21 protein-coding genes are annotated in these 26,785 nt (G+C 70.4%); 8 read left to right on the forward strand and 13 right to left on the reverse strand.

Annotated features, from left to right (window positions below):
* Nucleotides 1–135: 135 nt before the first annotated feature.
* The 8 genes from QSJ59_RS23750 to eccD all read right to left on the reverse strand — a co-directional run bounded on the left by QSJ59_RS23750 (nt 136) and on the right by eccD (nt 11,565).
* Nucleotides 136–537: a hypothetical protein gene (locus QSJ59_RS23750; protein WP_285761998.1), complete on the reverse strand. Its 402-nt coding sequence runs from the start codon at nt 535–537 to the stop codon at nt 136–138.
* 51 nt (nt 538–588) lie between these two features.
* Nucleotides 589–4,179, reverse strand: a complete 3,591-nt coding sequence (locus QSJ59_RS23755; protein ID WP_285761999.1) for a hypothetical protein — start codon at nt 4,177–4,179, stop codon at nt 589–591.
* Between the two features lie 18 nt (nt 4,180–4,197).
* Nucleotides 4,198–4,560, reverse strand: coding sequence for a YbaB/EbfC family nucleoid-associated protein (locus QSJ59_RS23760; protein ID WP_432707531.1), 363 nt, complete (start codon nt 4,558–4,560; stop codon nt 4,198–4,200).
* On the reverse strand, nt 4,451–7,849 hold the full coding sequence (locus tag QSJ59_RS23765) for a hypothetical protein (RefSeq protein ID WP_285762001.1): 3,399 nt from the start codon (nt 7,847–7,849) through the stop codon (nt 4,451–4,453). The genes QSJ59_RS23760 and QSJ59_RS23765 overlap by 110 nt, the downstream gene beginning before the upstream one ends.
* A gap of 106 nt (nt 7,850–7,955) precedes the next feature.
* The gene (locus QSJ59_RS23770) at nt 7,956–8,252 is read right to left on the reverse strand and encodes a WXG100 family type VII secretion target (RefSeq protein ID WP_285762002.1); all 297 of its coding nucleotides are present in this window, start codon (nt 8,250–8,252) and stop codon (nt 7,956–7,958) included.
* A gap of 96 nt (nt 8,253–8,348) precedes the next feature.
* Nucleotides 8,349–8,678: a hypothetical protein gene (locus QSJ59_RS23775; protein ID WP_285762003.1), complete on the reverse strand. Its 330-nt coding sequence runs from the start codon at nt 8,676–8,678 to the stop codon at nt 8,349–8,351.
* Nucleotides 8,679–8,709: 31 nt separating this feature from the next.
* Nucleotides 8,710–10,161 (reverse strand): type VII secretion protein EccB, encoded by a 1,452-nt coding sequence (gene eccB / locus QSJ59_RS23780; RefSeq protein ID WP_285762004.1) that lies wholly within the window; start codon nt 10,159–10,161, stop codon nt 8,710–8,712.
* A 3-nt stretch (nt 10,162–10,164) separates the two neighbouring features.
* Entirely contained in the window at nt 10,165–11,565 is a 1,401-nt protein-coding gene (gene eccD / locus QSJ59_RS23785; protein WP_285762005.1) for a type VII secretion integral membrane protein EccD, read from the reverse strand.
* Nucleotides 11,566–11,807: 242 nt separating this feature from the next.
* Here eccD and eccCa point away from each other — a divergent pair, with 242 nt between their 5' ends.
* Entirely contained in the window at nt 11,808–15,779 is a 3,972-nt protein-coding gene (gene eccCa / locus QSJ59_RS23790; RefSeq protein ID WP_285762006.1) for a type VII secretion protein EccCa, read from the forward strand.
* Between the two features lie 165 nt (nt 15,780–15,944).
* Here the strand turns inward: eccCa and QSJ59_RS23795 are convergent, their stop codons facing one another.
* Complete coding sequence (locus QSJ59_RS23795) at nt 15,945–16,544, reverse strand: peptidoglycan-binding domain-containing protein (protein ID WP_285762007.1); 600 nt, start codon at nt 16,542–16,544, stop codon at nt 15,945–15,947.
* A gap of 494 nt (nt 16,545–17,038) precedes the next feature.
* Between QSJ59_RS23795 and QSJ59_RS23800 the strand changes: the two genes are divergently transcribed.
* Nucleotides 17,039–17,383, forward strand: a complete 345-nt coding sequence (locus QSJ59_RS23800; RefSeq protein WP_285762008.1) for a hypothetical protein — start codon at nt 17,039–17,041, stop codon at nt 17,381–17,383.
* Nucleotides 17,384–17,803: 420 nt separating this feature from the next.
* Complete coding sequence (locus QSJ59_RS23805; RefSeq protein ID WP_285762009.1) at nt 17,804–18,271, forward strand: anthrone oxygenase family protein; 468 nt, start codon at nt 17,804–17,806, stop codon at nt 18,269–18,271.
* Here the strand turns inward: QSJ59_RS23805 and QSJ59_RS23810 are convergent.
* The 3 genes from QSJ59_RS23810 to QSJ59_RS23820 all read right to left on the reverse strand — a co-directional run bounded on the left by QSJ59_RS23810 (nt 18,249) and on the right by QSJ59_RS23820 (nt 21,106).
* Nucleotides 18,249–19,649: a S8 family serine peptidase gene (locus QSJ59_RS23810; protein ID WP_285762010.1), complete on the reverse strand. Its 1,401-nt coding sequence runs from the start codon at nt 19,647–19,649 to the stop codon at nt 18,249–18,251. The genes QSJ59_RS23805 and QSJ59_RS23810 overlap by 23 nt on opposite strands.
* 382 nt (nt 19,650–20,031) lie before the next feature.
* Entirely contained in the window at nt 20,032–20,538 is a 507-nt protein-coding gene (locus QSJ59_RS23815) for a hypothetical protein (protein WP_285762011.1), read from the reverse strand.
* 55 nt (nt 20,539–20,593) lie between these two features.
* Nucleotides 20,594–21,106: an ATP-binding protein gene (locus QSJ59_RS23820; RefSeq protein WP_285762012.1), complete on the reverse strand. Its 513-nt coding sequence runs from the start codon at nt 21,104–21,106 to the stop codon at nt 20,594–20,596.
* A gap of 171 nt (nt 21,107–21,277) precedes the next feature.
* Here QSJ59_RS23820 and QSJ59_RS23825 point away from each other — a divergent pair, with 171 nt between their 5' ends.
* Together QSJ59_RS23825 and QSJ59_RS23830 are read left to right on the forward strand one after the other, a co-directional pair.
* The gene (locus tag QSJ59_RS23825) at nt 21,278–22,123 is read left to right on the forward strand and encodes a helix-turn-helix domain-containing protein (protein ID WP_285762013.1); all 846 of its coding nucleotides are present in this window, start codon (nt 21,278–21,280) and stop codon (nt 22,121–22,123) included.
* A 27-nt stretch (nt 22,124–22,150) separates the two neighbouring features.
* Nucleotides 22,151–22,342 carry a DUF397 domain-containing protein gene (locus tag QSJ59_RS23830; protein ID WP_285762014.1) on the forward strand — a complete coding sequence of 64 codons (192 nt, stop codon included), beginning with the start codon at nt 22,151–22,153 and terminating at the stop codon, nt 22,340–22,342.
* A 36-nt stretch (nt 22,343–22,378) separates the two neighbouring features.
* Here the strand turns inward: QSJ59_RS23830 and QSJ59_RS23835 are convergent, their stop codons facing one another.
* A complete protein-coding gene (locus QSJ59_RS23835) occupies nt 22,379–22,861 on the reverse strand; it encodes a hypothetical protein (protein WP_285762015.1) in 483 nt (160 codons plus the stop codon).
* Nucleotides 22,862–23,127: 266 nt separating this feature from the next.
* On the opposite strand from QSJ59_RS23835, the gene QSJ59_RS23840 reads away from it, so the two are divergent.
* The 3 genes from QSJ59_RS23840 to QSJ59_RS23850 all read left to right on the forward strand — a co-directional run.
* A complete protein-coding gene (locus QSJ59_RS23840) occupies nt 23,128–24,132 on the forward strand; it encodes an STM4015 family protein (protein ID WP_285762016.1) in 1,005 nt (334 codons plus the stop codon).
* A 75-nt stretch (nt 24,133–24,207) separates the two neighbouring features.
* Nucleotides 24,208–26,079: a wHTH domain-containing protein gene (locus tag QSJ59_RS23845; protein WP_285762017.1), complete on the forward strand. Its 1,872-nt coding sequence runs from the start codon at nt 24,208–24,210 to the stop codon at nt 26,077–26,079.
* Nucleotides 26,080–26,180: 101 nt separating this feature from the next.
* Nucleotides 26,181–26,785: wHTH domain-containing protein (locus QSJ59_RS23850; RefSeq protein WP_285762018.1), on the forward strand; the 605-nt coding region annotated here is incomplete at its 3' end.

Here is a 26,785-nt window from a genome sequence, read left to right on the forward strand (position 1 = left end):
GATGTATTGGGTGGTGGAGTAGACGTCGCCGAGTGCGCGGAGTTTGTCTTCGTCGGCGTCGGGCCATTTGGTGCCGGTCAGTCCGTAGAAGAGGTTGACCAGCTCGTCAGGCAACTCCATACCCATGGTGCTAACTCACTTCGTCCCGTGACGGCCACCGTAGTTGCCGTGGTCGTTGGGGTTGTAGTTGCTGTCGTAATCGCCGATGGGGCGGAGGAAGTCCTGCGCGGATTCCTGGGCTGCCTCGTCGGACGCCTGGAACATTCGCGCTGACTTCACGGTCTCGTCTGCGGCGTGGTAAAACGCTTTCGCGAGGGTCGGGCCGAGTTCATTGAACATCTTGAGCATCGGCACGAGGTTTTCTTTTGCCGCCTTGGCGATATCGCCTTCCCGGCCCCACGGCTCGCCCAGGGCTTCGACCTGCCGATTGGTCTGCTCGGTAAGTTCGAGCATCATATCGCCGGGAGCGCGCAACTCTTGGCCCATCCGCTCCATTTCGGCCGGTGAGACGGCCAAGCCGTCGTTGTTCGTGGCCACGGGATCGTTTCCTTTCGTTGCGTTCCGGTGCGATGTTCGAGGGGACAGGGATTATGCAGGCGGCCCGGGGGTGACGACGCCGTCCTCGTAGCCGGGCGGTTTGGGGGTGCCCCCGCTCGGGCCCCCGGTACCGAGAATCGATGCTAGCTGCTCCGCGGTGATCTCCTGCTCCCCCTCCAGCACGATGAACGACGTCATGCTGTCCGACAGGTTGTTGGAGATGGTCTCCATCTCGTCACGGATCTCCGTCAGCCGGGCGTAGATCTCGCCGAGACGCGTGTTGACCTTGCTCTTGAGAGTGGCGGCTTCTTCCAGGATGGAACCGTTGCCGACGAGGATGTGGTCGGCGCTGGTGTTCTCGTACTTGAGGATCTTCTCCAGAATGCCGTCGACCTTCGTCTCGATGTTGTCGACGAACTCGGTCTGGAATTCCTTCACCTTGGCGAAGTCGACCTTGACCTGCTTGATGGAGCCGGGGCCGTCACCGCCACCGCCACCGCCACCGCCACCGGAACCGTCTTCGTCCTTATCGTCTTTATCGTCCTTGTCTTCATCCTTGTCGTCTTCGTCTTCGTCTTCGTCTTCGTCTTCGTCTTCGTCTTCGTCGTCCTCCTCGTCCTCCTCGTCTTCGTCGTCTTCGTCGTCTTCGTCGTCCTCCTCGTCCTCCTCGTCCTCCTCACGAAAGACCTGCGTCGATTCCACTGGCTTGAGCGGGGTCTCCCCGCCTTCCCCGCCGGAGGAGCCTTCGTTCGGAGTGACAGTGGCGTCCGGTGCCTGTGCCCTTATCCCCGCCTGGAGGTCGGGGTCCTCTATAGAGGAATCCGAGTCGCTGCCGTCGCCCTCGGTGAAAGTCTGCGTCCCTGACACCGGTTCGAGCGGGGTCTCCCCGCCTTCTTCCGGTTTCGTGGATTCGGAGAAGGACGGAGCCGGCGGTCCTCCTGGGGAGTCGCCCCCGCCGTCCCCGCTTTCTTCCTGCTCGTCGCCGCGTCCTCCGGGGCCACCGACCGGCCCACCGACCGGCCCGCCCCCGGGGCCACCGCCCCCAGGACCGCTTCCATCCGGTTGGCCGGGGGCATCGTTCCCCTCGACCGTCTCCTGGTTGTCGCCTTCTTCGTCTACCGGGGTGTTTCCCCCGCCGGGCGAGGGGGCGGGGTTGTTGACCTGGTCGATTTCAGGCCCGTTCCCAGGACCGTCCCCACCGGCCCCTCCACCGGTTCCTCCGGGAGTTCCCCCGGGGGTCACGGGCGGGGTGACGTCGACCGTCCCGGTCTCGGGGTCGACGGTCACCTGGTCGTCGCCGAGGTCGACGCCGACCGCGCCCTCTTCGGGGTCGACGGTGACCGGACCGCTGTCGGGACGCTCGACCGTGATCTCACCGGTCTCCGGGTCCACCCGGACGGCCGCGTCGCCGGCACCCAGCTCGGTACCGCCGCCCTCGCCCTTCTCCGGCGGCCAGTTGTCCAGGTCCTTGGGGTCCCCGACGACCAGGCTGCCGGTGTCCGGGTCGATCGAGACGGGCGCGTCGCCGGAGTCGAGGCTGACCTCGCCGGTCTTCGGGTCGACGGTCGTGGTGCCGTTGGCGTGGTCGATGCTGATCAGGCCGGTGTCCGGGTCCACCCTGATCTGGCCGTCGGTGTCGCCGGGCTCGGCCCCCTCCGGCGTGATGACGACCTCGCCGGTGTCGGGATCGACGTCCACCGTCCCGTTGCCGGGGTCGAGGGTGACCTCGCCGCCGTCCTCGCCGTCGCCGTAACGGACGGTGACCTCGCCGGTGTCGGGGTCGGTGCTGACCCGTTCCGCGCCTGCTCCCGCCCCCGCGCCCGCTCCAGGACTGCCGCTGGGAACCGCTCCAGGACCGCCGCCGGGGTTGCCGCCGCCTCCGCCGGTGTTCGGGGGGCCTGCGTGGTCGCCGGTGGCGGGGGTTTCGTTGGCGTCCTGGTCGGGTTCGCCCTTGCCCTCTTCCTTGTTCGCGGGGACGGCGGGCTTGCCCTCGGTGGAACCGCTGGGGACCGCTCCAGGGCCGCCGCTGGGAACCGCTCCAGGACCGCCGCCGGGGTTGCCGCCGCCTCCGCCGGTGTTCGGGGGGCCTGCGTGGTCGCCGGTGGCGGGGGTTTCGTTGGCGTCCTGGTCGGGTTCGCCCTTGCCGTCTTCGTCGTCGTGTGCGACGGGTTTGCCCTCGGAGCCGCTGGGGACCGCGCCGGACGAGCCGCTGGGGACCGCTCCACCGGAGCCGCTCGGGACCGCGTCCGGGGAATGCCCCACGGTCTCGATCCCGGGGTCCGGGTCGCCGGCCTTCTCCTCCGACGGCGGTGTCCCGCCGTTCCCGTCGCCTGCTTCGTCGCGGACGTTCTCCGCTTGTTCCGGCTGGGTGACCGTGACCGCCCCGGTCTCGGGGTCGATGCTGATCTGGCCGTCCCCGAGTTCGACGCCGACCGCACCTTCCTCGGGGTTGACGGTGATCGTGCCGCCGGCGTGTTCGACGGTGATCAGGCCCGTCTCGGGGTCGAGGTGCACCAGCGCGTCGCCGAGGTCGACGACCTCGCCGTCGCCGAGGACGGTGTTCCCGTCGCCCAACGCGTCACGGTCGCCGAGGGTGAGCTGTCCGTTCTCGGGGTCGATCGAGACCGGTGAGCTGCCGGATTCGAGGCTGACCTCACCGGTCACCGGATCCACGGTGAGGGTGCCGTCCCCGTAGCCGATCGTGATCAGCCCGGTCTCGGAGTCCACCGTGATCTGGCCGGCGGGCACGGTGTCCCCTGCGGGAACGGAGCCCTCGGCGGGGCGCTCGACGACGATTTCACCGCTCTGCTTGTCGAACTCCACCCCGCTCTCCCCGGGGTCGAGGGTCACGGTGCCCTCCGCGTGCCGGATCGTGACCAGCCCGGTGTCGGGGTCGATGGTGAACCCGCCCGGGTCCAGCTCGCCGTCCTCGACGGAGACGGTCGCCGCGACCGGCTCGCCGTCCGTGGGAACCGGGTCGGTGACGACACCCTCGCTCGACTCCGCCTGTACGGCCGGGACGCCCTGGATCACGGGCTCGGCCTTCACCGCCGGTATGACCGGTGTCATTTCGGACTGGAGCATCGGGGTCATGGACATCGGCTCGCCGGCCGAGAGCGGGGTGGACAGCTCCGTGCCCGACTGCGGGAGCAGGGCGTCGGAGAAGAGGGTCGCGGTGTCCACCGGGGTGGCCTGCACCGTTTCTGCGGGGGCCTGCTCCACGGGCAGCTCCAGCGTGGACTCCCGGGCCTCCCCGTCCTCCGCACCGGGAGCGCCCGGAGCGCCCTGGGCAGGCGGACCGGTCGTGGCCTTGGTGACCACGCCTTGCTTGTTCAGCGGTTGCCGGACGGCCTCCTCGACCATCGCGGCCGTGGCGTCCCCGGCCTCCTCGAAAGGTGCCGTTTCGGGGTTCACCGTGACGGTCCCGGTGTCGGGGTCGACGGAGACCGGGCGGTCGCCGGTGTCCAGCGTGACCGTGCCCTCGCCGTGGTCGACGTCGACGGTGCCGGTGTCGGGTGAGAAGTCGACCGACGAGGCGGCGACGGGCGCCATGCCGGACACGGTGCGCAGCACGGTCTGCGCGGACTGGTCGTCCTGGTCCTCGGACGATCCTGAGACAGGCGTTATCCGGTTCTCGGTCATGGTCGGCTCCTCGGGCCTTTACTGGCGGTCGATCGGGCTGGGCGCGGGGGCGCCAGGAAGATGGGGAAGGTCGAACTTGCCGAGCATCGAGCCCGGGTCGAAGGACCCCGTGGCGATGGCGTCCATGTCGACGCCTTCGGGGGCGAACTGTGCGTAGGCCTGCGTGACCTTGACCGCCATCTGGCGGCGGGCGCGTTCGATGACGTCCACCACGGCGGCGGAGAGTTCGGCGGGTGCCATCTGCCGGTACTTCTGGGTGTGGAACTTCAGCTCAACCAGTTCCCCCTTGGCGTTCACCTTCGCTCCCACCAGCCGGTCTTTGGACACCACCTCTTCGATTGCCGACTCCAGGTTTGCGCTTACCTCCCCGAACTCCGCCATCTTCCTGTGAAGCTGTGCGAGCGCCTGCTCCGCCTGTTCGGGCATTGACGTGCTCATGGGTGCCGCCCTTCTTCTTCTCGTCCCCGGGCACCGGTCGGCCGAGTACGGACTTGTTGCCCGTCCCCGAGGTGCCCCAGACCTTCTCGTCCTCCGAAAGCCAGGTGGAGCGGTTGCGTTCCTGGTTGTTCTGGTTGCCGCCCATGGGCGGCATCATGGGCGGGGGCATACCGCCCATACCGCCGCCCATCCCGCCCATGCCGCCGGCCATTCCACTCATGGCGCCACCGCCACCGCCGGGGGCGGACGGAGGTGGCTGCATGAAGCCGCCTTCTCCGGCGGAGCCTCCCGCACGCTCGCGGACCTCGGGCGTGGTGAACAGCGAGGAACGGTCACCGTCCCCGCCGCCTCCGGGGCCTGAGGGGGCGGTGAGGCCGGAGCCCCCGCCCGGCCCGCCGACCGCCGAATACGGGGGAGGGGCCCCCAGACCGCTGCCCCCGCCGGGGCCGGCCTGGGCCTGGGACGGCGGGGGGTCCAGGGAGCTTCCCGGGCCGCTGCCCCCGCCGGTGAGGTCGGGGAACTCCGGAAGGGGCGGCGGCGTATACGTGGGAGGGGGGGTGAGCCCGCTCCCGGAACCTGCTCCCCCCGTGGTGACGGGCAAACCGGTCTCGGGGTCGATGGGCAGGCCGGTGGCGGCGTCGATTTGGTGGGGCTGCCCGGTGTCGGGGTCCCACCCCATCCGGTTCCCCGTCTCGGGGTCGAAGGGCATCCCGGTGGAGGGGTCGATGGGGTAGGGGACGCCGGTGTCGGGGTCGACGAGGACGGGGAGTCCGGTGTCGGGGTTGTAGGGGAGCCCGGTGTCGGGGTCGAGGGGGAAGGGTTGGCCGGTTTCGGGGTTGATGGGCAGGCCGGTGTCTGGGTCCAGTGCCAGGCCGCCCGGGCCGGGGCCGCCCGAGACGACGGCGTCGCCGGTGATCGGGTCGATTCCCACGGGATTACCCGTCGCCGGGTCCACGGGGAGGCCGGTGGAGGGGTCGATGGGGTAGGGGACGCCGGTGTCGGGGTCGACGAGGACGGGGAGTCCGGTGTCGGGGTTGTAGGGGAGCCCGGTGTCGGGGTTGACGGGGAAGGGTTGGCCGGTTTCGGGGTTGATGGGCAGGCCGGTGTCTGGGTCCAGTGCCAGGCCGCCCGGGCCGGGGCCGCCCGAGACGATGGGTTCGCCGGTGATCGGGTCGATCGGCAGGGGCTGCCCGGTGTCGGGGTCCAGCGCGATCGGCATTCCCGTCGAGGGGTCGTAGGGCTGCCCGGTGGAGGGGTTGACGGGGTAGGGGACGCCGGTGTCGGGGTCGACGAGGACGGGGAGTCCGGTGTCGGGGTTGTAGGGGAGCCCGGTGTCGGGGTTGACGGGGAAGGGTTGGCCGGTTTCGGGGTTGATGGGCAGGCCGGTGTCTGGGTCCAGTGCCAGGCCGCCCGGGCCGGGGCCGCCCGAGACGATGGGTTCGCCGGTGATCGGGTCGATCGGCAGGGGCCGCCCGGTGGCCGGGTCCACCGCGATCGGCAGCCCGGTGTCGGGGTCGTAGGGGACCCCGGTGGCAGGGTCCACCGGGAAGGGCCGCCCGGTGGCGGGGTTGATGGGCAGGCCGGTCTCCGGATCGGTTTCGAGCCGTTCCGTTCCCGGACCGGTGAAACGCGAGCCGGGGCCACCTCCCATGCCGCCGCCGGGGCCGCCGATGCTGCTCGGCGGGGGGATCAAGGGCGGCGGCACGAGTCCTCCTCCGCCCATGCCGTCGCCGGGGCCGCCGATGCTGCTGGGGGGCGGCACGAGTCCTCCTCCGCCCATGCCGTCGCCGGGGCCGCCGATGCTGCTGGGGGGCGGCACGAGTCCTCCTCCGCCCATGCCGTCGCCGGGGCCGCCGATGCTGCTGGGCGGGGGCACGAGTCCTCCTCCGCCCATGCCGTCGCCGGGGCCGCCGATGCTGCTGGGCGGGGGCATGCCGCCTCCACCACCTGGACCCTCGGACATCAGGGTGGGTGGCGGAAGAGGGCCGCCGCCCATGCCGCCGCCGGGACCCTCGGACATGAGGGTGGGGGGTGGGAGGTTGCTTCCGCCACCGGGGCCCTCCGACGTGATCTCGGGCGGGGGCGGGGGCGGGAGGTTGCTTCCGCCGCCGGGGCCCTCTGTCGTGATCTCGGGCGGGGGCGGGATCTTGATCTCGGGCGGGGGCGGGATCTTGATCTCGGGGATGTCGATGTTGATGTCCCCGGGGCCGGGGCCGCCATTCTCGCCCCCGCCACCAGGGGCTTCTGGGTTGGGGAGGTTCAGGCCCTTGGGTGCGGGGATGGGCCTGATCGTGTTGGCCATGGAGTTGTAATGGCTCTGCATCTTTGTGTAGAGCGCGTCGGCGGCGGTCTTCACCGGTTCGAGCCCGAGGTTCCAACGCCGGTGGAGTTCGGCGTTCACCCCCGCGTCGGTGATGCCGTCGCCGATGATCCCCCGGGCACCATCCGAGTTGTACGCGATGTCGAACTGGTTGCGGCTTTGGTTGAACGTCTGGGAACCGTTCACCCCGCTGTAGTACCAGTCGTAGATGATCTTGTGCAGCGACGTGTAGGGGCCTTGCTCGCGTTGGGTGACCGCCTGAGCGAGGGCGAGGATCGCCGGTTCGATGCCGGGGCGGATGTCGTTGACCGCGTTGTGGAAGATGTGCAGTTTCCCCGAGAGCTCGGCGAGTCTGCTGCCCAGGTTGAACATGTGGTTGGCCAGCATGTTCGCCGCGTTTCCTTGGAACCCCGCTTCGGGGTCCCGCAGTTCGAGTGCTTTCTTCAGGAGCAGCTTCTGCTGTTCGTCGAGGAAGTCGTCCACCTTCGACATCTCCACGGCGATGTCCCAGTGGGTCTGGGTGCTGTACGAGGTGGACGCATATTTGGTGCCGAGCAGGGCGACGTTGGTCAAGTCCCGCAGCGCTTTGTTGAACTTCTTCTCCGCAGAGCCATCGCCCTCCCACAACCCCTTGTTGAGCATGTAGCCGGCGTGGTCGGTCTTCGACGACTGGTAGGAGCCGGTACCGCCGCCGTACGTGCCGTAGTACTGGGTGGTGGTGGTCACCCAGTCCCACCAGATCTCCATGTGCTTCCACCGGCCGCCGGAAATGTCTCCGTAGGTGTTGAAGCTGTAGTAGCCGTCGGTGAGCCAGTGCTCGCCGGTGATCGTGCTTCCTTCGGGCATGGGCGGGTGGCTCCCGCCGCCCTCCTTGTCGGCGAAGATGTTCATGATCTCGTGCAGCTCTGGCACCTTCGGCTACCTTCTCACTCGACCCTGTGTCGGCTACGGCAGAGGTGAAGGGGCGGACGCTTCCTGTTTCTCCCGCGTCCGCCCCGACCCGGACTCCGGACGACTACTACTGCTGAGACCAGTGCCGCGTGGCGATGCGGTGGTCGCCCTGCTGGTAGTCGCTGAGGATTTTGTTCAGCGACATCTGGGCCTTGCCCAGCAGGATGTTCATGTCCTGGAGGTTCAGGTTCCACTTCGCCATCTTGGCGTCGTACTGGTCTGCGGTCACACCGTCCATGTTGGCGCGCACGGACTGCATCTGCTGGGCAAGGTCCTCGACCGCCTTCTGCACGGTCTGGGTCTCCTGGCGGAGCATGTCACCGCTGTTGACGATGCCCTGGTATGTCATGTTGAAGTCGGACACGGTATGCCTTTCGTCGATCGGGGGAGGCGAGGGCGAGCCGCGCGTCCACCGGGTTCGCGCCGGGGTCGTCGGGGCGCAGGGGAAGGGGAAGAGGACTCAGCCGGCCTGGTTCGGGTTGAGTTCCTTGAGCCAGCTCGACCCCTCCATGATGGCCTGGTCCTCCATTTGCGCCATCTCCTGCACGGTGCCGCCGAACGCGCCCACCATCTCGTTCATGCCGTTGGTGATGAGCCGCAGCTCCTCCAGCCACAGCGCCAGGGCCTCCAGGTAGGTGCGCGACGCCGCGCCGCCCCAGTTGACCCGCACGTTGTCGCGGATGCCGTCCACGAACTGGTAGGAGCGGTTGCAGGTGTTGTAGGCCGATTCCATGGCGGCGCGGGCCGTTGCATTGGCCTGCTCTGTCTGCAACAAGTCGTTGTGCGACATGGCGGTTCTCCTTTCGGGGGTTCCGGTCGGATTACTGTGGGCAGTCGGTGTTCTCCACCCGTGCGGACGGCGCGACCGGAAGTGCGGCCGCCGCGGGACTGAGCAGGGGCCCGGTGGGTACGAGCCTCAACAGCGAGGTCGGTACCTCCACGGCCGCCGCCGGATCGAACCCGAGCGCCGAGACGGTGTCGGCGTCGGGGACGGGATACTTGGCCGCCGAGTCGGTGACCAGGTAGTAGGTGGGGGTGGCCGTGGAACCGCCTGCCGGGCGGCCCGCCGCCAGCCCGCCGCCGCCTGCGGCGATCCCGATCAGCTCGGGGGTGGGGCAGCCGGGGGCGATCGAGGGGGTCTCCTGGGGCGGCCACGCCCGGATGCCGTCCACGGGGTGGGTGACGAGTTCCAGCGAACCGTCGCCGCCGAGTTGAAGGCAGGGGGTCTCCAGCTCCACCGGGAACAGCGCCGGCGGGGTGCCGGGGACGGGGGAGTCGCTCGGACGCCCCACCTCGCTGCCCGCGGCCAGGTTGCCCTGGACCTCGCCGGCCGGGAGTTCCACGGCCGTGGGGGCGGAACCGCCGTACGCCTCGTCCCTGATGTCTGAGTTGGCCAGCAGCAGCCGGGAGTCGGTGGCGGTGAGGGGGGACAGCCCGTCCTGGCCGAGCAGGTAGTGCTGGCGTTCGTCGCCCTCGCCCGGCACCACGAAGACCTGCCCGACGACCGTCTGCCGGCCGCCCAGGACCGGTCCGTCCTCTCCCAGCCCGGCCACGTCCGGGGCGGTTAGCTCGGGGCCGGGCGGGACCGAGGCGAGGAAGGGCGCGGTCACCGGGAGCACCGGACTGGTTCCGTAGCCCAGCGCCTCCAGCGCGCCGTTGCCGGTGTCCAGGCGTAGCCGGGTGTCCTGCCACAGCAGATGGTGATCCCCGTCGGGGGACGACACCAGGACCGCCATGTCGTGGGCGATCCGGGTGGACGGGTTTCCGGCGTCCACGGTCAGCGAGGTGCGGGGCGGGTAGTCGGCGGTGGGCGGGACGGCGCACAGCCGCCACACCTGGGCGGCCGCCTCCTCCGCGTCGGGCAGGGAGTCGGGGGCTCCGGGGATTCCCACGGGGCCGCCCTTGGGTTCGCCCTCCAACGAGGCCATGGACACCGAGCTGACGCTCAGCTTGTTGCCCTGGATGAGTTTGGCGGAGGCGTAGTTGGCGACGGGGCGCAGCATGCCCCCCGCGTAGAGGTAGGTCGCCCCGGTCTCCTTCTCCACGATGAGCTTGCCGTCCTGGCGCCAGCTGTTGGCGCCGCCGGGGAAGATCAGCCCGAACACCAGGAAGCCGACGCAGACGAGTGCGGACAGGGCGAGGCCGATGAAGCTTCCGGTCCGGGTGCGCCGCATCGGCGCGTCCACGGCGTTGGGGTCGCCTTCGAGCATGGCCGTGCCCAACCGCCCCACCATGAAGGTGTGCGCCTGGACCCGGTCGCGACGTGACTGCACGGATCAGCCCCCGATCGCCCGAAGGGCGCCGAAGACGCCGAACTGCCCGAGGACGAGGGAGGCGATGGCGATGGTGATGATCGACTGGATGATCTCCGCCGCCCGGCCCCAGTGGGGCAGGGCCCGCCGGCCGGGAAGGGTCCAGGACACCACCGCCAGGGAGGTGGCGACGGAGAACAGGGCCAGCAGGCCGAGCAGCCGGCCCAGCATGTCGGCGTCCCACACCGCGGACAGGAACAGCGCGATCAACCCGACGCAGGGGGGAGCCACCATGCAGGCCCGCTGCCAGGCACTGCCCAGACCCCGGCTCTGCAACAGCATCACCAGCGACAGGATCACGCACAGCGTGGTCGACACCCACCCCTCGACCGGGGCGATCAGGAGCAGGCACACGGTGAGGACCGCTCCGGTGGAGGCGAACAGCGCGCTCTGGTACTGGTCGGCGAGCGCGGCCCGGTCCAGGACGCCGCGTGCGGCGTAGGGCGAGATGTCGTCCTGCAACTGCTTGGGGGTGGAGGGCAGCGCCGGGAGGCGCATACCGGAGAACCGGAAGGCCAGTTGCGGGGCGAAGGTGCCCAGCAGTAGCGCCAGGGCGGCGACCAGTCCGGCGCTCGCGGCGACGGTACCGCCCGGGATGAAGAGCAGGGACAGCGCGCCGATCACGCCGAACACCTGGACGATCACCAGGCCGCTGAAGAAGGGGACCGAGCCCGCGACGGCGGCCAGGCCCAGCACGGTCGCGCCCGCGCCGGCCATGCAGCCGGCGAGGATACGGGCCCCGAGCAGTGCCTCGCCCGGTTCCCCGGCGGAGATCACCGCGCCGGCCGTCGCCATGTAGAGGACCGCGGCCCCGGCGAACCCGGTGGCCGCGACGAGGTCGCCCATGGCGCGCGACGCCGCCCAGGCGCCCAGCAGCATCAGGACGGCGGAGGTGGCCGCGATGAGCGCGGTCAGCCCGCCGGTCCCGCCCAGGACGAGGACGGCAAGCCCGGTCAGGATCAGGGCGAGGGCGAGGGACTGCGTGAGGCCCCGGGTGAAGGCGGGGCGCCAGGCGTCGGCGCGCTCGGATATCCCGTTGGCGACACCGTCGATGAGGTCGTCGAAGTGGATGGGCGGCAGCTGGTCCCGTCGGGGGCGCAGGTAGAGCGTCTCCCCGTCGACCAGGCCGAGGGAGTCGATCGTCTCCTCCTCCTCCAGCACGTCGCCGCCCAGGGGCTGGAGGATCCATCCGTCGTGTTCGAGCCCGGCCTCGTCGAGGTCGTCGCCCTCGTCGCCCTCGGCGTAGAGGACGAACGTGGGGATGAGCTCGGCCAGGGGGACGTCGCAGGGGGCCGCGATCTCGAAAGAGCGTTCTGGTGCCCTGATCATGAGCCGGCACAGATCCGTTGCCGTGGAGTCGCTCATCCGTTCGCCTACTCGTTGCAGGGGGGAAGGGGATTGCAGAGGGCCACAAAAGTCTCGCCGATTTTCGGACCCTGTGCCCAGAAGTTTACTATCACGCTTTTATCACATTGTTTTTCATGTTGGTTCATGTTGTATCACTAGATTTTTACTTGTGGCTTGTCGTCCTGTGTCCGACTGATGACAAGATGATGGCCCCCATCCCCGCACGTCGTCCACTTTCGTCCCCAGGAGGCGGCCGCCCCGTGAACACGATCCTCATCCGCAGGCCGCCGCGCAGGCCGGGCCCCGAGATGCCCTCCGGGGAGCTCAGCCTGCAAGAACCCCCGGAACTGCCGGAGGCGCAGTCCAGCATCTCCTCGGTCTTCATGTACCTGCCGATGGCCATGACCTCGATGGCGATGCTGATGATCCTCATCCGCCCCGGCATGGGGGGCGGGTCGGCGTTCATGCCCTACATCGCCGGCGGGATGATGCTCACCGGCGCCGTAATGATGCTTTTCGGTCAGTACCTGCGTACGATCATCGAACGCCGCCAGAAGCTCGGCGGGGAGCGGCGTGACTACCTGCGCTACCTCGCCCAGAGCCGCACCCGGTTGCGCGAGGTCGTCACCGAGCAGCGCGACGCCATGCTGTGGCGTGCGCCACCCCCCGAGGCGCTGTGGTCCATCGTGCGGACCTCGCGGCTGTGGGAGCGCAGGGTCGCCGACGACGACTTCGCCGAGGTCCGCCTCGCAGTGGGCGACCAGGCGATGAGCATGACCATGACCCCGCTCTCCACCAAACCGGTCGAGGACCTGGAGCCCCTGAGCGCCCACGCCCTGCGCCGCTTCATCAACGCCTACTCCACGGTCGGCGACCAGCCGGTGTCGGTCTACCTGCGCGGCTACGCCCACGTCTCGCTGCGCGGCGACGTCGAGGCGTGCCGCTCGATGGTGCGGGCGATCCTGGGGCAGCTCGCGGTCTTCCACACCCACGACGAACTGCGCGTCGCCGTCTGCGCGTCGGACGCCAACCGCGGTATCTGGTCCTGGGTCAAGTGGCTGCCCCACTCCCAGCACCCCACCCAGCGCGACGGCGCCGGAGCGGTGCGGCTGTTCTCCCCCGACGCGGTGGAGCTGGAGCGTCTCATCGGAAACGACCTCGCCGACCGGCCCCGCTTCGACCCCGCCGCGGTCCCCAGCAGGGACGAGCCCTACACCGTCATCGTCGTCGACGGCGGACAGGTCCCCGTCGGCTCGCGCTTCACCGGCGGCGGCTACCGCAACGCCGTGGTCATCGACGTCCAGGACCCGCTGCCGCCCGACCACGAGCCCTACACCCTGGCGCTCAAGGTCGCCCCCGACCTGCTGGAGGTGATCTCGGAGGACCACAGCGGACGCGACGTCACCACGCCGCTGGGACGGCCCGACGTGTTCACCGGGAAGCGCGCCGAAAGCCTGGCGCGGCTGCTCGCGCCCTACCGGGTCAGCGTGGCGACCGAGGTAACCGAGCCGCTGACCACCGACTTCGAGCTCACCACCCTGCTGGGCATCCCCAACCTCTACCAGCACGACGTCTACGGGATGTGGGCGGAACTGCGCCCGGAGAACAAGCTGCGGGTGCCCATCGGCGTCGCGGGCGACGGCGCCGCGATGGAGTTGGATCTCAAGGAGTCGGCACTGGGGGGCATGGGCCCGCACGGCATGTTGATCGGTGCGACGGGCTCGGGCAAGAGCGAGCTGCTGCGCACCCTGGTGCTGTCGCTGGCGCTGACCCACTCGCCCGAGGCGCTGAACTTCGTGCTCGTGGACTTCAAGGGCGGTGCGACCTTCATCGGCCTGGACGGCCTCCAGCACACCTCCGCGCTGATCACCAACCTCGCCGGTGAGGCGACGCTGGTGGAGCGGATGCAGGACGCCCTGCACGGTGAGCTCATCCGCCGTCAGGAACACCTGCGCACCGCCGGCAACTTCACCAACATCCACGAATACGAGAAGGGCCGCCTGGCCGACCCCTCCATGGAGCCGATGCCCACGCTGTTCGTGGTCGTGGACGAGTTCAGCGAGCTGCTGGCCGCCCACCGCGACTTCATGGACCTGTTCGTGATGATCGGGCGCCTGGGCCGAAGCCTGGGCGTGCACCTGCTCCTGGCCTCCCAGCGCCTGGACGAGGGCCGCATGCACCAGCTGGAGAGCCACCTGTCCTACCGGGTGGCGCTGCGCACCTTCTCCGCCATCGAGAGCCGCGGCGTCCTGGGCGTCCCCGACGCCCACCAGCTGCCCCCCGCGCCCGGCAACGGCTACCTCAAGAGCGACACCGAGACCCTGACCCGCTTCAAGGCCGCCTACGTCTCCGGCGCCCACCAGGTCAAGCGACGGACGGCGCGCCAGCTGACCGCCGTGGGCGAGGTCGTGCCCTTCCTCGACGGCTACGTCGCCGGCCGCGCCCCCGAGGTCGAGGTCGAGGAACAGCCCGTCGACGACGAGGCCGAGACCCTGCTCGCCATCGCCCTGGACCGCATGCACGGGCAGGGCATGGCCGCGCGCGAGGTGTGGCTGCCTCCGCTGGGCACGCCCCCGCTCGTGGACGAGCTGATGCGGATGGTCGGCGTCCTCGTCCCCGAGGGCGGACTGGCCTGGTCGGACACGGGGCGCCTGAAGATCGCCCTCGGACTCATCGACCGCCCCTTCGAGCAGACGCGGCTCCCGCTCCTCGCGGACGTCTCCGGCGCGGGCGGCCACGTGGCGATCGCCGGTGGGCCGCAGAGCGGCAAGAGCACCCTGCTGGCCACGTTCATCACCTCACTGGCGGTGACCAACACGCCCGCCCAGGTGCAGTTCTACTGCATCGACTGCGGTGGCGGCGTGCTCCAGGCCCTGAGCACCCTGCCGCACGTGGGCAGCGTCGTCGGCCGGATGGACGGCCGGCGCATCACCCGCACCGTCATGGAGCTGGGCGACATCCTCGCCCAGCGCGAGACGTTCTTCGCGGAGAACGGCATCGACTCCATGAACACCTACCGTCGGCGGCGCGCGCAAGGGGAGTTCGCCGACCAGCCCTACGGCGACATCTTCTTCATCGTCGACGGCTGGGCCACCATCCGCCAGGACTTCATGGACCTGGTCCCGCCCATCCTCCAGCTCGTGCAGCGCGGCCTGAACTACGGAATTCACGTCGTCGTCGCCTCACCGCGCTGGGCCGACTTCCAGTCGGGGCTCCGCGACCTCATGGTCACCCGCTTCGAGCTGCGCATGGGCGACCCGGTGGACTCCATGATCAACATGCGCAAGGCGCAGACCGTGCCCCGTGTGGCGGGGCGCGGGCTCACCGAGGACAAGTACCACTTCCTCACCGGCCTGCCCCGCGCGGACGGCGACACCGACTCCGTCACCGCGTCGGTGGGCATGACCGACATCATCGAGCGGGTCAAGGCGGAATGGGGGGACCGGCCCTCCGCGCCGCCGGTGCGCACCCTGCCCGTGCGACTCGACGCGGCGGAGATGCCCGGGGCCGAGCGCACCGACAACGGCGGGCTCAAGGTCGCACTGGGCCTGGAGAGCCGGGGGATGCGCCCGTTCTGGCACAACTTCTCCGCCACCCCGCACCTCATCCTCGTCGGCGACACCGAGACCGGCAAGACCACGACCCTGCGCCACATCACCAACGCCATCCGGGACAACTACGACGCCGCGAGCGCCCGGGTGGTGCTCGTGGACCAGCGCCGCGAGCTCTACGACGCGGTGCCCAAGGACATGCAGCTGGGGTACGCCGTCTCCGCCGACAGCACCCGGGAGATGATGGTCGCGGCGGCCCAGGCGATGAAGGAGCGCCTGCCCGGCCCCGACATCACCCCCGACCGCATCCGCAAGCGCGACTGGTGGAAGGGGCCGGAGCTGTTCATCGTCATCGACGACCTGGAGATGGTCATGGGCAGCGGCCCCAGCCCGCTGGCGCCGCTGCTGCCGCTGCTGTCCCAGGGAGCCGAGATCGGGATGCACCTGATCCTGGTGCACGCGGCCGGAGGCTTCAACCGCGCCTCCACCGACCCGGTCATCCGCACCATGATCGACTCCAACACCCCCAGCATCATGTTCTCCACGCCGCCCTCGGAGGGGATGCTGTTCGGCAACGTCCGCGCCCAGAAGCTCCCGCCGGGGCGCGCCATCTGGATCGCGCGACGCGACCCCATCGAGGTGCAGCTCGCCATCGCGGAGGGGGCGAACCACGACGATTAGCGCCGTCCCGTCCCGCCGGCCCGTAGCTGTGCGGGGCGGGACGCGCGGAGCCGGACACGCCGACGCGTCCGCCGCGAAGCGCTCCCACGGGTGGGCGGGACGCCCCCGGACGAGCCGGAGGCCCCGCCGTACACGGCGGGGCCTCCGGCTCGTCCAGGCGGGGGGTCAGTCGTTGCCCTGGGTGACGACCAGCGCCTTGTAGGTGATCGGGCCGACCTCGCCGTCGGCGTCGATCCCGGCGTCCTCCTGGAAGGCGACCACCGCGTCGTGGGTCGCCTGGCCGAACGTCCCGGCCTCGGGGGCGAACCTCTGGTAGCCGTCTCCGCTCAGGTCGTACCCGTGCTTCTCGTGCAAGGCCACCTGGACCGCGCTCACCGCGGGACCGGTGTCGCCCTGGGAGAGCACCCCGACGTCCTCGCTCAGGAACTCCCAGCTCCTGGCGTCGAGGACTCCGGTGACCTTCAGGTCGGTTGCCTGCTGGTAGTCCATGAGGGCCTCGACCTCCTTCTCACCGAACCGGTCGTCGAGGGTGGCGGAGGGCTCGTAGTAGCCGATTTCCCACAGGGAGAACTTGGCGACCGAGAGGTTCCAGCCCATCGTGTTCTGCCTGTACTCGGGCCACTGCGCGTCCTCGTTGGCGGCGAGGACCTGGGCGGATGTGTCGGGGCCGTCGGCCGAAGCGAGCGGCGCTCCAGCCAGGCCCATGCCTGCCGCCAGGGTTCCGGAGGCGAGCAGGGCGGTCATCCTCTGAGTGGTGCGCGCCATGGGGGTCTCCTTTCCTGTCGGATCCGGCAGAACCTCCGTGGTTCCGCTGAGGGTGCGGACCCGGTGCGAGGGGCGGTGGTGCCCCGCCGCGACCATGGCCCGGTCGTGCCCGGGGCGTCTCGCGCAAAACCGGTCCGGCTTGCGAACGGCCACCGCTTTGGCGGATTGACCTGCGAATTCACGCTGTCAATTTTTTGAGCACGGTCCGCTCGGGCTGCGGCGGGCGGTATCCGGAGCAGGGGGTCGCGCCGGGAGGCGGGGGCGGAGATCTCGCCGAACCACGTCCCGCGGGGTCGCGTCGCGGAACCGTTCTCCGTCCGGTTCCCACGGCGTTCCCGGTGGATGCGGCGCGGTGCGGCCCTCTCCCGGCACCGGGCGGCGCGCGGCCCGACGATCCCGTCGCGTGCCGTTCGTGCAGGCCGGCCGTGCCCCGTATTCTCGACCTCGCCCGCTTCACCCCGTCCGCCAGGACAATCCCCCGCAAGGAGCGCAGCATGCACGGTCCCCCCACCGCCAACGAGGTCTACGCCCACCCGGCCGGGCGCGGTCTGCCCGTCCCGTACCCGCTGCTGGAGCGGGTTGTGGCGAAGTACGGCCTGGACGCCCGAGAGGCGCACGCGATGATCACGACGTACCTCGACGTGTTCCTGGAGCTCGACGGCCGCGACACCGTGGTCCTGGCACAGCGGCCGGCTCCGCCCGAGCAGGTGGAGCTGCCGGAGCGGCCGGAGCGCGTCCAGGGCGACGCCGACGCACCCTCCTGGCTGGACCTGGACCCCGAGTACCTCGGCTTCGTCGAGGAGACCGTCGAGCAGGCCGTGGAGGAACAGGCTCCGTAAGCAGCACGGGAGGCAGGGGCAGCTCCGCCGCCTCTCCCGGGCTTTGCCGTGGGCCCCGTCTCCCGTTCCGGGGCGGTCCCCCGCGCGTCCAGTACCCGGACGAACGGGGGACCGCCGCGACCGATGCGTGTGACCGGTGGCGAGCACACGGTCCCCCGCTCCGTGCGGCCGTTTTGTGGTCGCGTCACCTGGGGGGCGTGTGCGCGGTGCCCTCTCGGGCCGACGCCGCGCACGCGCTTGAATGCGGAGCCGAGGGCCACCGCGCTGCCGCCTGTGCGACTATCCTGCGGCCACCGTCTCCAGCGTCGCCCCGGGGCCGCGCAGGAGTCCGGAGGCGCGCGTATCGCTTCCGTGCCGACGGTGTCGGTGCCCCGAGTACCAGGGCCCGCCCGGGCCGTTCGACAACCTGCGGAGAGACCCATGACCGACGGACCCCAATACGCCCTGGTGCTCCTCTGCGCGCTGGCCAACGGCCTCGTGGCCGGGGTCTTCTTCGCCTTCTCCTCCTTCGTGATGAAGGCTTTGGCCGCGCTCCCGCCCGAGACCGGCATGGCGGCGATGCGCTCGATCAACACCGCCGCGGTCACCCCGGTGTTCATGACGCTGTTCCTGGGGACGACGGTGCTCTCGGTGGGGACCGCCGTCTGGGGCCTGACCGTGTGGGGAGCCTCCGACGCGGCCCCCGCGCTCGTGGGGGGCGGGCTCGCCCTCGCCGGTTTCCTGGTGACGGCGGCGGCCAACGTGCCGCGCAACAACGCCCTGGCCGACGACCGCGCCGACCAGGGCTATTGGAGGCGCTACCTCACCGAGTGGACCGCCTGGAACCACGTGCGCACGGTGCTGTCGCTCGCCGCGTCGGCGTCGTTCATTTTCGCCACCGCAGGATAGCGGCGGGAATCGGCGAGAACCCGTGCTGGTCGCGCGGATCGACCTCGACTGTTTCCCCGGCCTCGGCCGGGCGCCACTCGCGTCCGCGGCCCCTGCGCAGCACCACCGCGCCCAGGGCGAGCGCCACGATGACGAAGGCCGAAACGGAGGCGACGACCACCGGCGGCGTCATCTGCACGCTCCCCCGGGGGGAGGGGTCCGCGACGAACCGCTCGCCCCTCGCGACGTTCAGCGCGCCCTGCGGGTCGTCGGTCAGTGCGCCCATCGGGTCGACCCGGCCGCTCCCCGTGAACGGGTCGATCGATCCGAAGGGGGAGGGGTAGGCGGTCCGCATCAACCGGTCCTTCAATTGGGCACCGGTGAGGTCGGGTTCCTCGGCGGCCAGCAGCGCCGCCGTCCCGGCCACGAACGCCGCGGCCACGCCGTCGCCGTCGCTCACGAAGTGCCCGCCGCCCGGCCCCACCCCCAGCACTTTCTGTCCCGGCGCGATCAGGTCGACCCTGGCGACCTCCCCGTCGGGCAGGCCCAGGGGTTCTTCGAGCACGGGCTCCCCGGTCGGCTGGTGCGCCGCCACACTCAGCACGGTGGGGTCCTGGGCGGGGTACCCGGGAAAGGGGCCGTCGGGGATGAAGGCGGTCGCCGGTGCCACGACGAGTACGCCCGCGCTGCGGGCCGCGGCGACGGCGGAGTCGAGTTCCTCGGAGCCGGTCGGTGCGGCGTTCCCCACCAGGATCACGTCGGGGTCCCGGGCCAACGCGGTCGTGATGGAGGACGCGATGTCGCCGGGCAGGGTGATGCCGGTCTGCTGCGCGCCGGTGGCGACGGCGACGATGTTCGCGCCCGGGGCCACGCCGACGAACCCGCTGTCCGGGGCGGGACGCGCGGCGACGATCCCGGCCAGGAAGGTGCCGAACCCGAGGCAGTCGGAGGCCGAACCGGTGTCGCCCAGCGCACCCGACAGGGCGGGACCGCCGGACGCCACGGATGTCGCCAGGACCGCGACGGTGGCGCCCGCGCCCTCGTGCAGTTCGTGGACCTGGGACAGCCCCAGTGAGCGGTGGGCCCAGGACTCCTGGTCCACGACGTCGGTGCTGTCCTCGACACAGGGGTCGTCACCGGTCACGGCCGCCGTGATCTGGGCGAGGGCGGCGGGCGCCTCGGAGGCGGAGGGGGAGGCGGACGGAGAGGGCGCGGAGGGAGAGGCGGACGGCGAGGGGGAGGAGGCGTCGGGGCCGGGAGAAGGGCCCGGATCGACGACGTCGGCGAGTACGGTGGCGGGTGCCCCCAGGGTGAGCAGGGCCGCCGCGGCGCAGGCCAGAAAGGGGCGCGCGGCTCCCCGCCCGCGGTTCGGCCCAGGTGCGATGCGTTCCGTCACCATGTTCCCTCTCACGCTCGCCCCGCACGGGGCTGGGGCTGTGCCGGTCGGATTCCCGCCGTGCTCCTCGAAACGTCCGCCACCCGTCCCGGGCGGGGCGCGATGCGCGTCCAGGCTGGTTCGGGGCCTGCCCTCGCGCTGGGCGACCGTCGGGGAAACCCGTACGAACGATCAGGCATCGGTCGAATCGCGAACACTCTATCCATCCGGAGGCGGGAACCGCCTCCCCGGCCGGTGAACAACCGACGAAGCGGGTCGAACCTCGGACGTGGATGTCGTGGTGCTGCGCGTGCGTTCCTCAGGCCGGCCGAGGGGGCGCGTGCTCGCGGCGGTGCGGGGCACGCCTGGTTTCGGCCGGGTCGCGTCGAACGGCGGTCGAGCATTCTCACCAGGGCCACCCGTCCGGCAGTATCCCGCTCACGATCACCGCCGCCAGGGTGATCGCCCCGGTCGCGGTGCAGGCGGCGCGCAGCAGCCGGGCGGCGTGGCGGGCGGTCCGGTGCAGGGGTGTGCGCCGGGCATCGCGGTGGCGGCGCCGCGCGTCGGTGTGCCGGGGCCAGTAGTCCCCGGGGCGGTGGTTGCCCGCTGCGGAGGCCCGGAGCAGGGCCACGGTGTCGAGGGCGGCGCGGTCCACGGGGAAGTCCTCGCGGGTGGGGCGGCGGTGAGCGCTCGCCCGCCGTGGACGCGGGCGGGGTGCGGGGGCGAAGTGCTCGGCGGGGCGGGGTGGGCGCGCGGGTGGTGCCCACCCGGTGGCGATCTCGGGCCGCACGGCGGCCAACCGGCGGATCAGCGCGGCGAGTTCGGCGTCCTGGGTGTCCCGGGTGTTTGGTTCGCCACCGCCCTTTTTGCCGTCCGTGGCTGTTCGGTTGCCCAGGGTGGTCGCTGTGGACACGGTGGTGCCTCCTCGAATGTCGGCCGCTGCCGGGTGGTCAGCGGGTGTCGGTTGGTCAGCGGGTGTGGATGAAACGGTCCAGGCCACTGGGCACCTGGGCGGGGTCGAGGCCGAACTCGGCCCACACCACCAGGCCGAGGTTCAGGCTCGGGTGCTCGTAGACGGGGAAGTAGCCCCAGTCCAGGGCGATTGCGGAGACCATCAGCAGGCCGCGGTGGCGCTCGGCGGTGAACCAGTCGGTGCCGGTGAGGGCGGGGATCGCGGGGCGGGCCTCGGTGAACCCGCCGTCGGTGACCTCCAGGCGCAACCGGTCGGGGGCGCTCAGGCGCAGCGCGCGCACGGCCTCGCCGTTCTCGCCGGAGGAGGCGGTGTACTCCACGGCGTTGGCGAAAAGCTCGCTCGCCGCGAGTGCGACGTCGGCGGCCACGGAGTCCGGGAACGCGGCCAGATCCCGCCGGACGTCGGTCCGGACCCGGGACGCCTGGTCAAGGGAGCCGGGGTAGATGCGGGGTTCCCAGCGGACGGGTGAGAAGGCTGAGGGAGACGGGGCCGCAGGCAATGCAGACACCTCCAGGTCTGAACCGCCTTACGGCGGCGTCTGTACTTGCTTTGACAGTACAGTAAATGAGGCCGCCTCAAAAAAGAAGAGCTTTATTTTAATATGCCTCAAAGTCTTTTTTGAGAAGTTCTGAGGCGTTGGCTCTAGGATGTTTTCGATCCCCTCGAACGAAGGAGCGCTATGGCCACCGGGATGCCGGTTCGACGGCGGCACCTGATCATCCAGTTGAAGCGACTGCGCAAACAGGCAGGGCTCACCCAGGACGAGGCGTGGAAGCTTCTGGGATGGAGCCGGGCGAAGCTTCAGCGTTTTGAAGCAGGCGACTTTCAGCGGGTCAAAGCTGGCGACATCATGGCGTTGTGCCGGATCTACAGCGCCGATGAGGCAGTTGCTGAGGAACTCATCCAGATCGCTCAGGATTCTCGTAAGGAGGTCCCCTGGTGGATTCAGTACAAGGATGTGTTGCCAGGAGCGTTCATCAGTCTGGAGGCGGAGGCGACGCTGATTCAGGACTACAACATCGCGCTCATCCCCGGCCTGTTTCAGACCAGGGACTACATGACCGCGTTGATGCGCTCTTCCGCTGAGATCCACACGAACAGTGAGGTCCAGCAACGCCTTGAGGTTCGTATTGAACGGCAGAAGTCCGTGTTGGATCGGGAACAGCCACCCATGGTCATGGCGGTTGTTGACGAAGCCGCCATCCGTCGTGCCATCGGAGGGACGGAGACCATGAAGGAACAGGTCCAGCACCTCATCGACCTATCCCGACGGCCCAGGATCGACATCCAGGTCCTTCCTTTCTCCGCTGGAGCACACGCGGCTGCTGGTATCCCTTTCACCTTGCTTGGTTTTGACGGCACCGACGCAGCGGGCAGTGTTGTCTACCTGGAGACCCACAAAGACGGTTTCTACCTGGATTCGGACCACGAGATCGCTCGGCATAGGCTGATTTTCAGCCGCACGCAGGGAAGCGCCATGTCGGTCGAAGACTCTCGTGATTTCCTTGAGCGGCTAGTCGCTTGAGCCGTGCATGTCAGATCTGAGGAGAACATGGACCTCGCCGCCAAAGCTTGGAAGAAATCCAGCTACAGCAACCCCAGCAGCAACAATTGCGTCGAGGTCGCCAACACTCCCGCTGTCTCCGCCGTGCGGGACACCCAGAACCGCGACCTCGGGGCGCTGGCCTTCTCCTCGGGGGAGTGGCGGGCCTTCCTGGCCACCGCCAAGCGCGACGCGCTCTGAGAGGGCGGCCCCGGTGCCTCCTCGGCCCCGGCCCGCTCACTCCCGTCGAGCACCGTCGGGCCAGACGACGTCCACCGGGACGCCCCGCCCTCGCGCGGTCCCGACCGCGTCGCCGGTGCCGCCCCTGCCCCCCGAGGGGCGGCCGTCCCAGACCGCGACGAGCCGGTCGATCCCGCCCAGGACCGCCTCGTTCGCGTCCTCGTAGGCGTCCCGCCCAGCCGTCCTGTGCGGCATGTACCGGACCAGGACCGAACCCATCAGGAGGGTGTCGAACCGCTCCAGGTCGTGCGGTTCGACCTTGGCCTCGCGGTAGTCCACCGAAGGGAGGACGACTTCGAGCCTCCCGCCGAGTTCCAGCACGACCTCGGCGAAGAGCTGGTCGGCCCCGCGCGCCAGGCACGAGATGCCGACCAGGCCGCTGTCGCTGTAAGGGGAGAGAGCCTCGGTCAGGGCCTCCCGCACCAGGGGGACGCTGTCGGCCGCGAGGTTCGAGTGACCGGTGATCCCGATCCGGGTCATGCCGGCTCCTTCGATGTCGAGTGCTCGGCCAGAAGCGTACGGGTGTTCCGGGCCGGTTCGGGGCGGAGCGCCGAATTCTCCTGGAAAACAGTGGCCGGTGTGGCTCGCGTGATGCGCGAAGAGTTTCTCGATCGCCCCAGTGCCGGTCAGGGGGGCAGAATGGTCACAGCGGGTCCAAGGAGCGCAAACGGGACCCGTCCCGATGTCAGCGGGGGACGGTAGAACGTGGATCACCGTCCCGCCCCCTTCCTCCCGGGAGCCCTGTTTTGTCAGCCGACGACTGCATCAACAACCACGCCGAGGATTTCCACGGTCTGCCCGTGCACGCCTTCTCGCCGTCCACGCCAGCCGGAGAGCAGCCCGGGGCGGGGGCCGTCGCCTGGCGGTTGGCCAGTGACTGGCGACACGAGGAGTCCCCTTTCAGCAGGGAGGAGAGCTGGAGCGGTTTCCGCGCGACCGTGGAACTGGAGGAGGTACGGGCGCTCGTCTTCGGTCAGGGCTGGTACGACGGCTACGACGACAGCAATCCCGACGAAACGGTGCGGGTACTTGTCGGGGAGCGTTCGCGGTTGGTCAACCTGGAAGCGCTGTTCCTGGGTGATCTCACCCCCATGGAGTCGGAGATCTCCTGGCTGGCCCAGGGAGACCTTGCCCCATTGCTGGAGGCGTTCCCGGGCCTGCGGGAGTTGCGGGTGCGCGGTGGTGAGGGCCTGGCCTTCCCCGCCGCACGCCATGAGGGGCTGCGCGTTCTGCGCCTGGAGTCGGGCGGGCTGCCTCCGGACGTGGTGGCGGACGTCGCCGCGGCCGAGCTGCCCGCGTTGGAGTACCTGGAGTTGTGGCTGGGGGACGAGTGCTACGGGGGCGGGGCCACCGTGGAGCAGCTCGCCCCGCTGCTGGCGGGACACGGCAAACCGGCGCTGCGCCATCTGGGGGTGCAGAACAGCATGATCCAGGACGAGATCGCCGAGGCGTTCGCGACCGCGCCGGTGGTAGAGCGCCTGGAGTCGCTGAGCCTGTCCATGGGAGCGTTGTCGGACGCGGGCGCGCGGGCGTTGCTAGAGGGCCAGTCGCTGGCCCACCTGTCCGCACTCGACCTCTCCCATCATTTCCTCAGCGAGGAGATGATGCTGCGGGTGCGAGGCGCCCTGGAGCCGTCGGGCGTGCGGGTGGACCTCAGCGACCGCGAGGCCCGTGACCGCCGTCACGTCTTCGGCCGTACGGGTGAGGACGACCCCGCCAGGGGCGGGCGCTACATCGCGGTGGCGGAGTAGCCTCCACCTGTCCCTTTTGTTCGACCCGCCCCTTCTGTCCCCGTGTCAAGCCGACGGCTCTCCGAAAGGCCTGCGATGTCCGACCTGTTCGAACCAGACGACTGCGGTGACCTCGACGACACCGGCTGCATCCCGGTGGGCGGTTTCTCGGCCTTCTCCGTCACGACGGAACATGTCTCCTCTTCGCCCTTCCGCAAACCGGGGGGCGTGGAATTCCCCCAGACCAACGGGGCGGTCCCCCTGGCCGACGCGCTGCCCCAGGAATTCTCGTCCGCGCTTCCCGGCACGGGAGCGGACATCTCGCCCGCCCTCCCGGCGATGGAAATGGAGAAAGGCGGTTTCCTCCCCTTCGAGCGCTCCGAGATGTCCGCGTTCGTCGAAGCGGTCCCGCCCCTCCCCGTGGAGCCGGGACCGGACGACTACCTCATGGTCAGCCGCGACCTCGACCCGGACGGCCCCTCCCTGGACGCCGCCGAACCGGTGCCGCTCCCGCACATCCTGTGGGCGGCGCACCGCACGGAGCAGAGCCCGGCGCAGGTCCGCGACCGGCTGGCCGAATTGGGCTTCACCCGGGTGCCGCAGGGATACCTCCCGGCGGTGGCCGATCCCGACGACCTCCTCGTGGCCAGTCGCGACCTCGACGGTTGCGCCCCGTGGCTGGCCACGGACGAACCGGTGCCGCTGATCCGGGTCCTGAGGACCGCGGAGGCGATGAACCGCACACCCGAGCACGTGCGCGACCGGCTGGCCGACCTCGGGTACACCCGGACTCCGCAGGGGGCCCTGCCCGCCGCGGTGCACCCCGAAGACCTGCTGATGGCCAGTCGCGACCTCAACGGCCGCGCCCCCTGGCTCAACGTCGGCAAGAAGGTCCCGTTCAGGCACGTCCTCCAGGCCGCGAGCGCCACCGGCCGTCCACCGGCCGACACCGTGGCGAGACTGGAGACGCTCGGCTACCCCGACGTCGAACTGCCCCGCACGCCGCTGCCCGCCACAGTCGGCGCCCATGACGTGGGCATGGTCGACGTCGGCGAGCTGAACGTCCCCCCTCTTACCGTCGACGCCCCCGTGCCCCTGCCGCACATCCTGCGGACGGCCGAACGCCTGGAACGCGGTCCCGCCGACGTCGCCCGCCGCCTCACCGAACTGGGCTACCCCGTCGAGGGGGCCCATGCGCTGCCCGGGGCGCTCCTCCCCGGCGACCTCGACCTGCTCCGCGACGGGTTCTGGGGCCAGTGGCTGGACCGGGCCGACGAGGTGGGAGCGGCACACGTCCTCGCCGTCGCGGAGCGGACGGCCCGCCAAGGCGGCCCCCACGCCGTCGCCACCCGCCTCGTCGAACTGGGGTACCGGCTGCCCTATGTTCCGGAGGCCCGCGACACCCTCCTGCTCAGCCGCGCCCTGGACGGCGACGGCCCCTGGTTCGGCGCAGGCGACCACGCCGGCACCGGGCACGTCCTCAGGGCGGCGCAGCTGAGCGGCCGCACCCCGGCCCAGGTCGTGGCCCGCCTGGACGTGCTGGGAGTCACCACCCGGAACGTGTCCCTGCCCGAGACCCCAGACGTCCACGACGTCCTCGTCCTCAGCGAGAACCTGGACTCCGCACCCCCCTGGCTGGACGCCCGGGACCAGACCCGGCTCGCCCACGTACTGGCCGCGGCCCTGGCCACTTACCGCAACCCCGCCCAGATCGCCCGCAGGCTCATCGACCTCGGACACCCCCTGCACTTCCGGGCCCGGCTCCCAGCCTCCGCCGACCCCCACGACATCGGGCTCCTCAGGACCGTGGAACCCCACCTCACCGACCCTCTGGAGGCGGAACACATCCTGCGCAGCGCCGACCTCACCGGACGCAGCCCCGCCGACGTCGCCTCCCGGCTCACCGAACTGGGCTACGAGGTCCGAGAGGCCACCCACCCGGAGGCAGGCGGTACGCCCCCCCGCTGACCCGCGCAGGCCGGGCCCGTTCCCCGCCCGGCCGCCGAATATCCTCACGGAAGATCCGTGCCGTTCCACCTCCCGAGCAGCCCCGTCCCGAAAGGCCAGCGATGACCACCCCGCTCCAGTTCCCCGATCCGAACGACACCCGGATCACCAGCGTCGACCTCGACGGCGTCGCCCCCTGGCTGGCGCTCGACGCCGAGGTGCCGTTGGCGCACCTGCTGGGAGCGGCGAACGCCGTGGAGCGCACCCCCGACCAGGTACGCGCCCGGTTGGCCGAACTCGGGTACACCGCGCTTCCCCAGGGGCCGCTCCCCGAGGCGGTGGAACCCGACGACGTACTGATCGTCAGCAAGAACCTCGATGACGGGAGCCCCTGGTTGGAGGTCGGGGAGCCGGTGTCGTTGGTGCACGTCCTGGCGGCGGCGAACGCTGTGGAGCGCACCCCCGAGCAGGTGCGCGCCCGGTTGGCGGAGCTGGGGTACGGCCATGTGCCGGAAGGGGAGCTTCCCGCGCAGGTGAGCGAGGACGACCTCCGCATCGTCAGCGCCGACCTCGACGGTGAGAGCCCCTGGCTGGAGACCGGGGAGCCGGTGTCGTTGGTGCACGTCCTGGCGGCGGCGAACGCTGTGGAGCGCACCCCCGAGCAGGTGCGCGCCCGGTTGGCGGAGCTGGGGTACGGCCATGTGCCGGAAGGGGAGCTTCCCGCGCA

The sequence above is a fragment of the Nocardiopsis ansamitocini genome, assembly GCF_030268225.1.
Classification (GTDB): domain Bacteria; phylum Actinomycetota; class Actinomycetes; order Streptosporangiales; family Streptosporangiaceae; genus Nocardiopsis_D; species Nocardiopsis_D ansamitocini.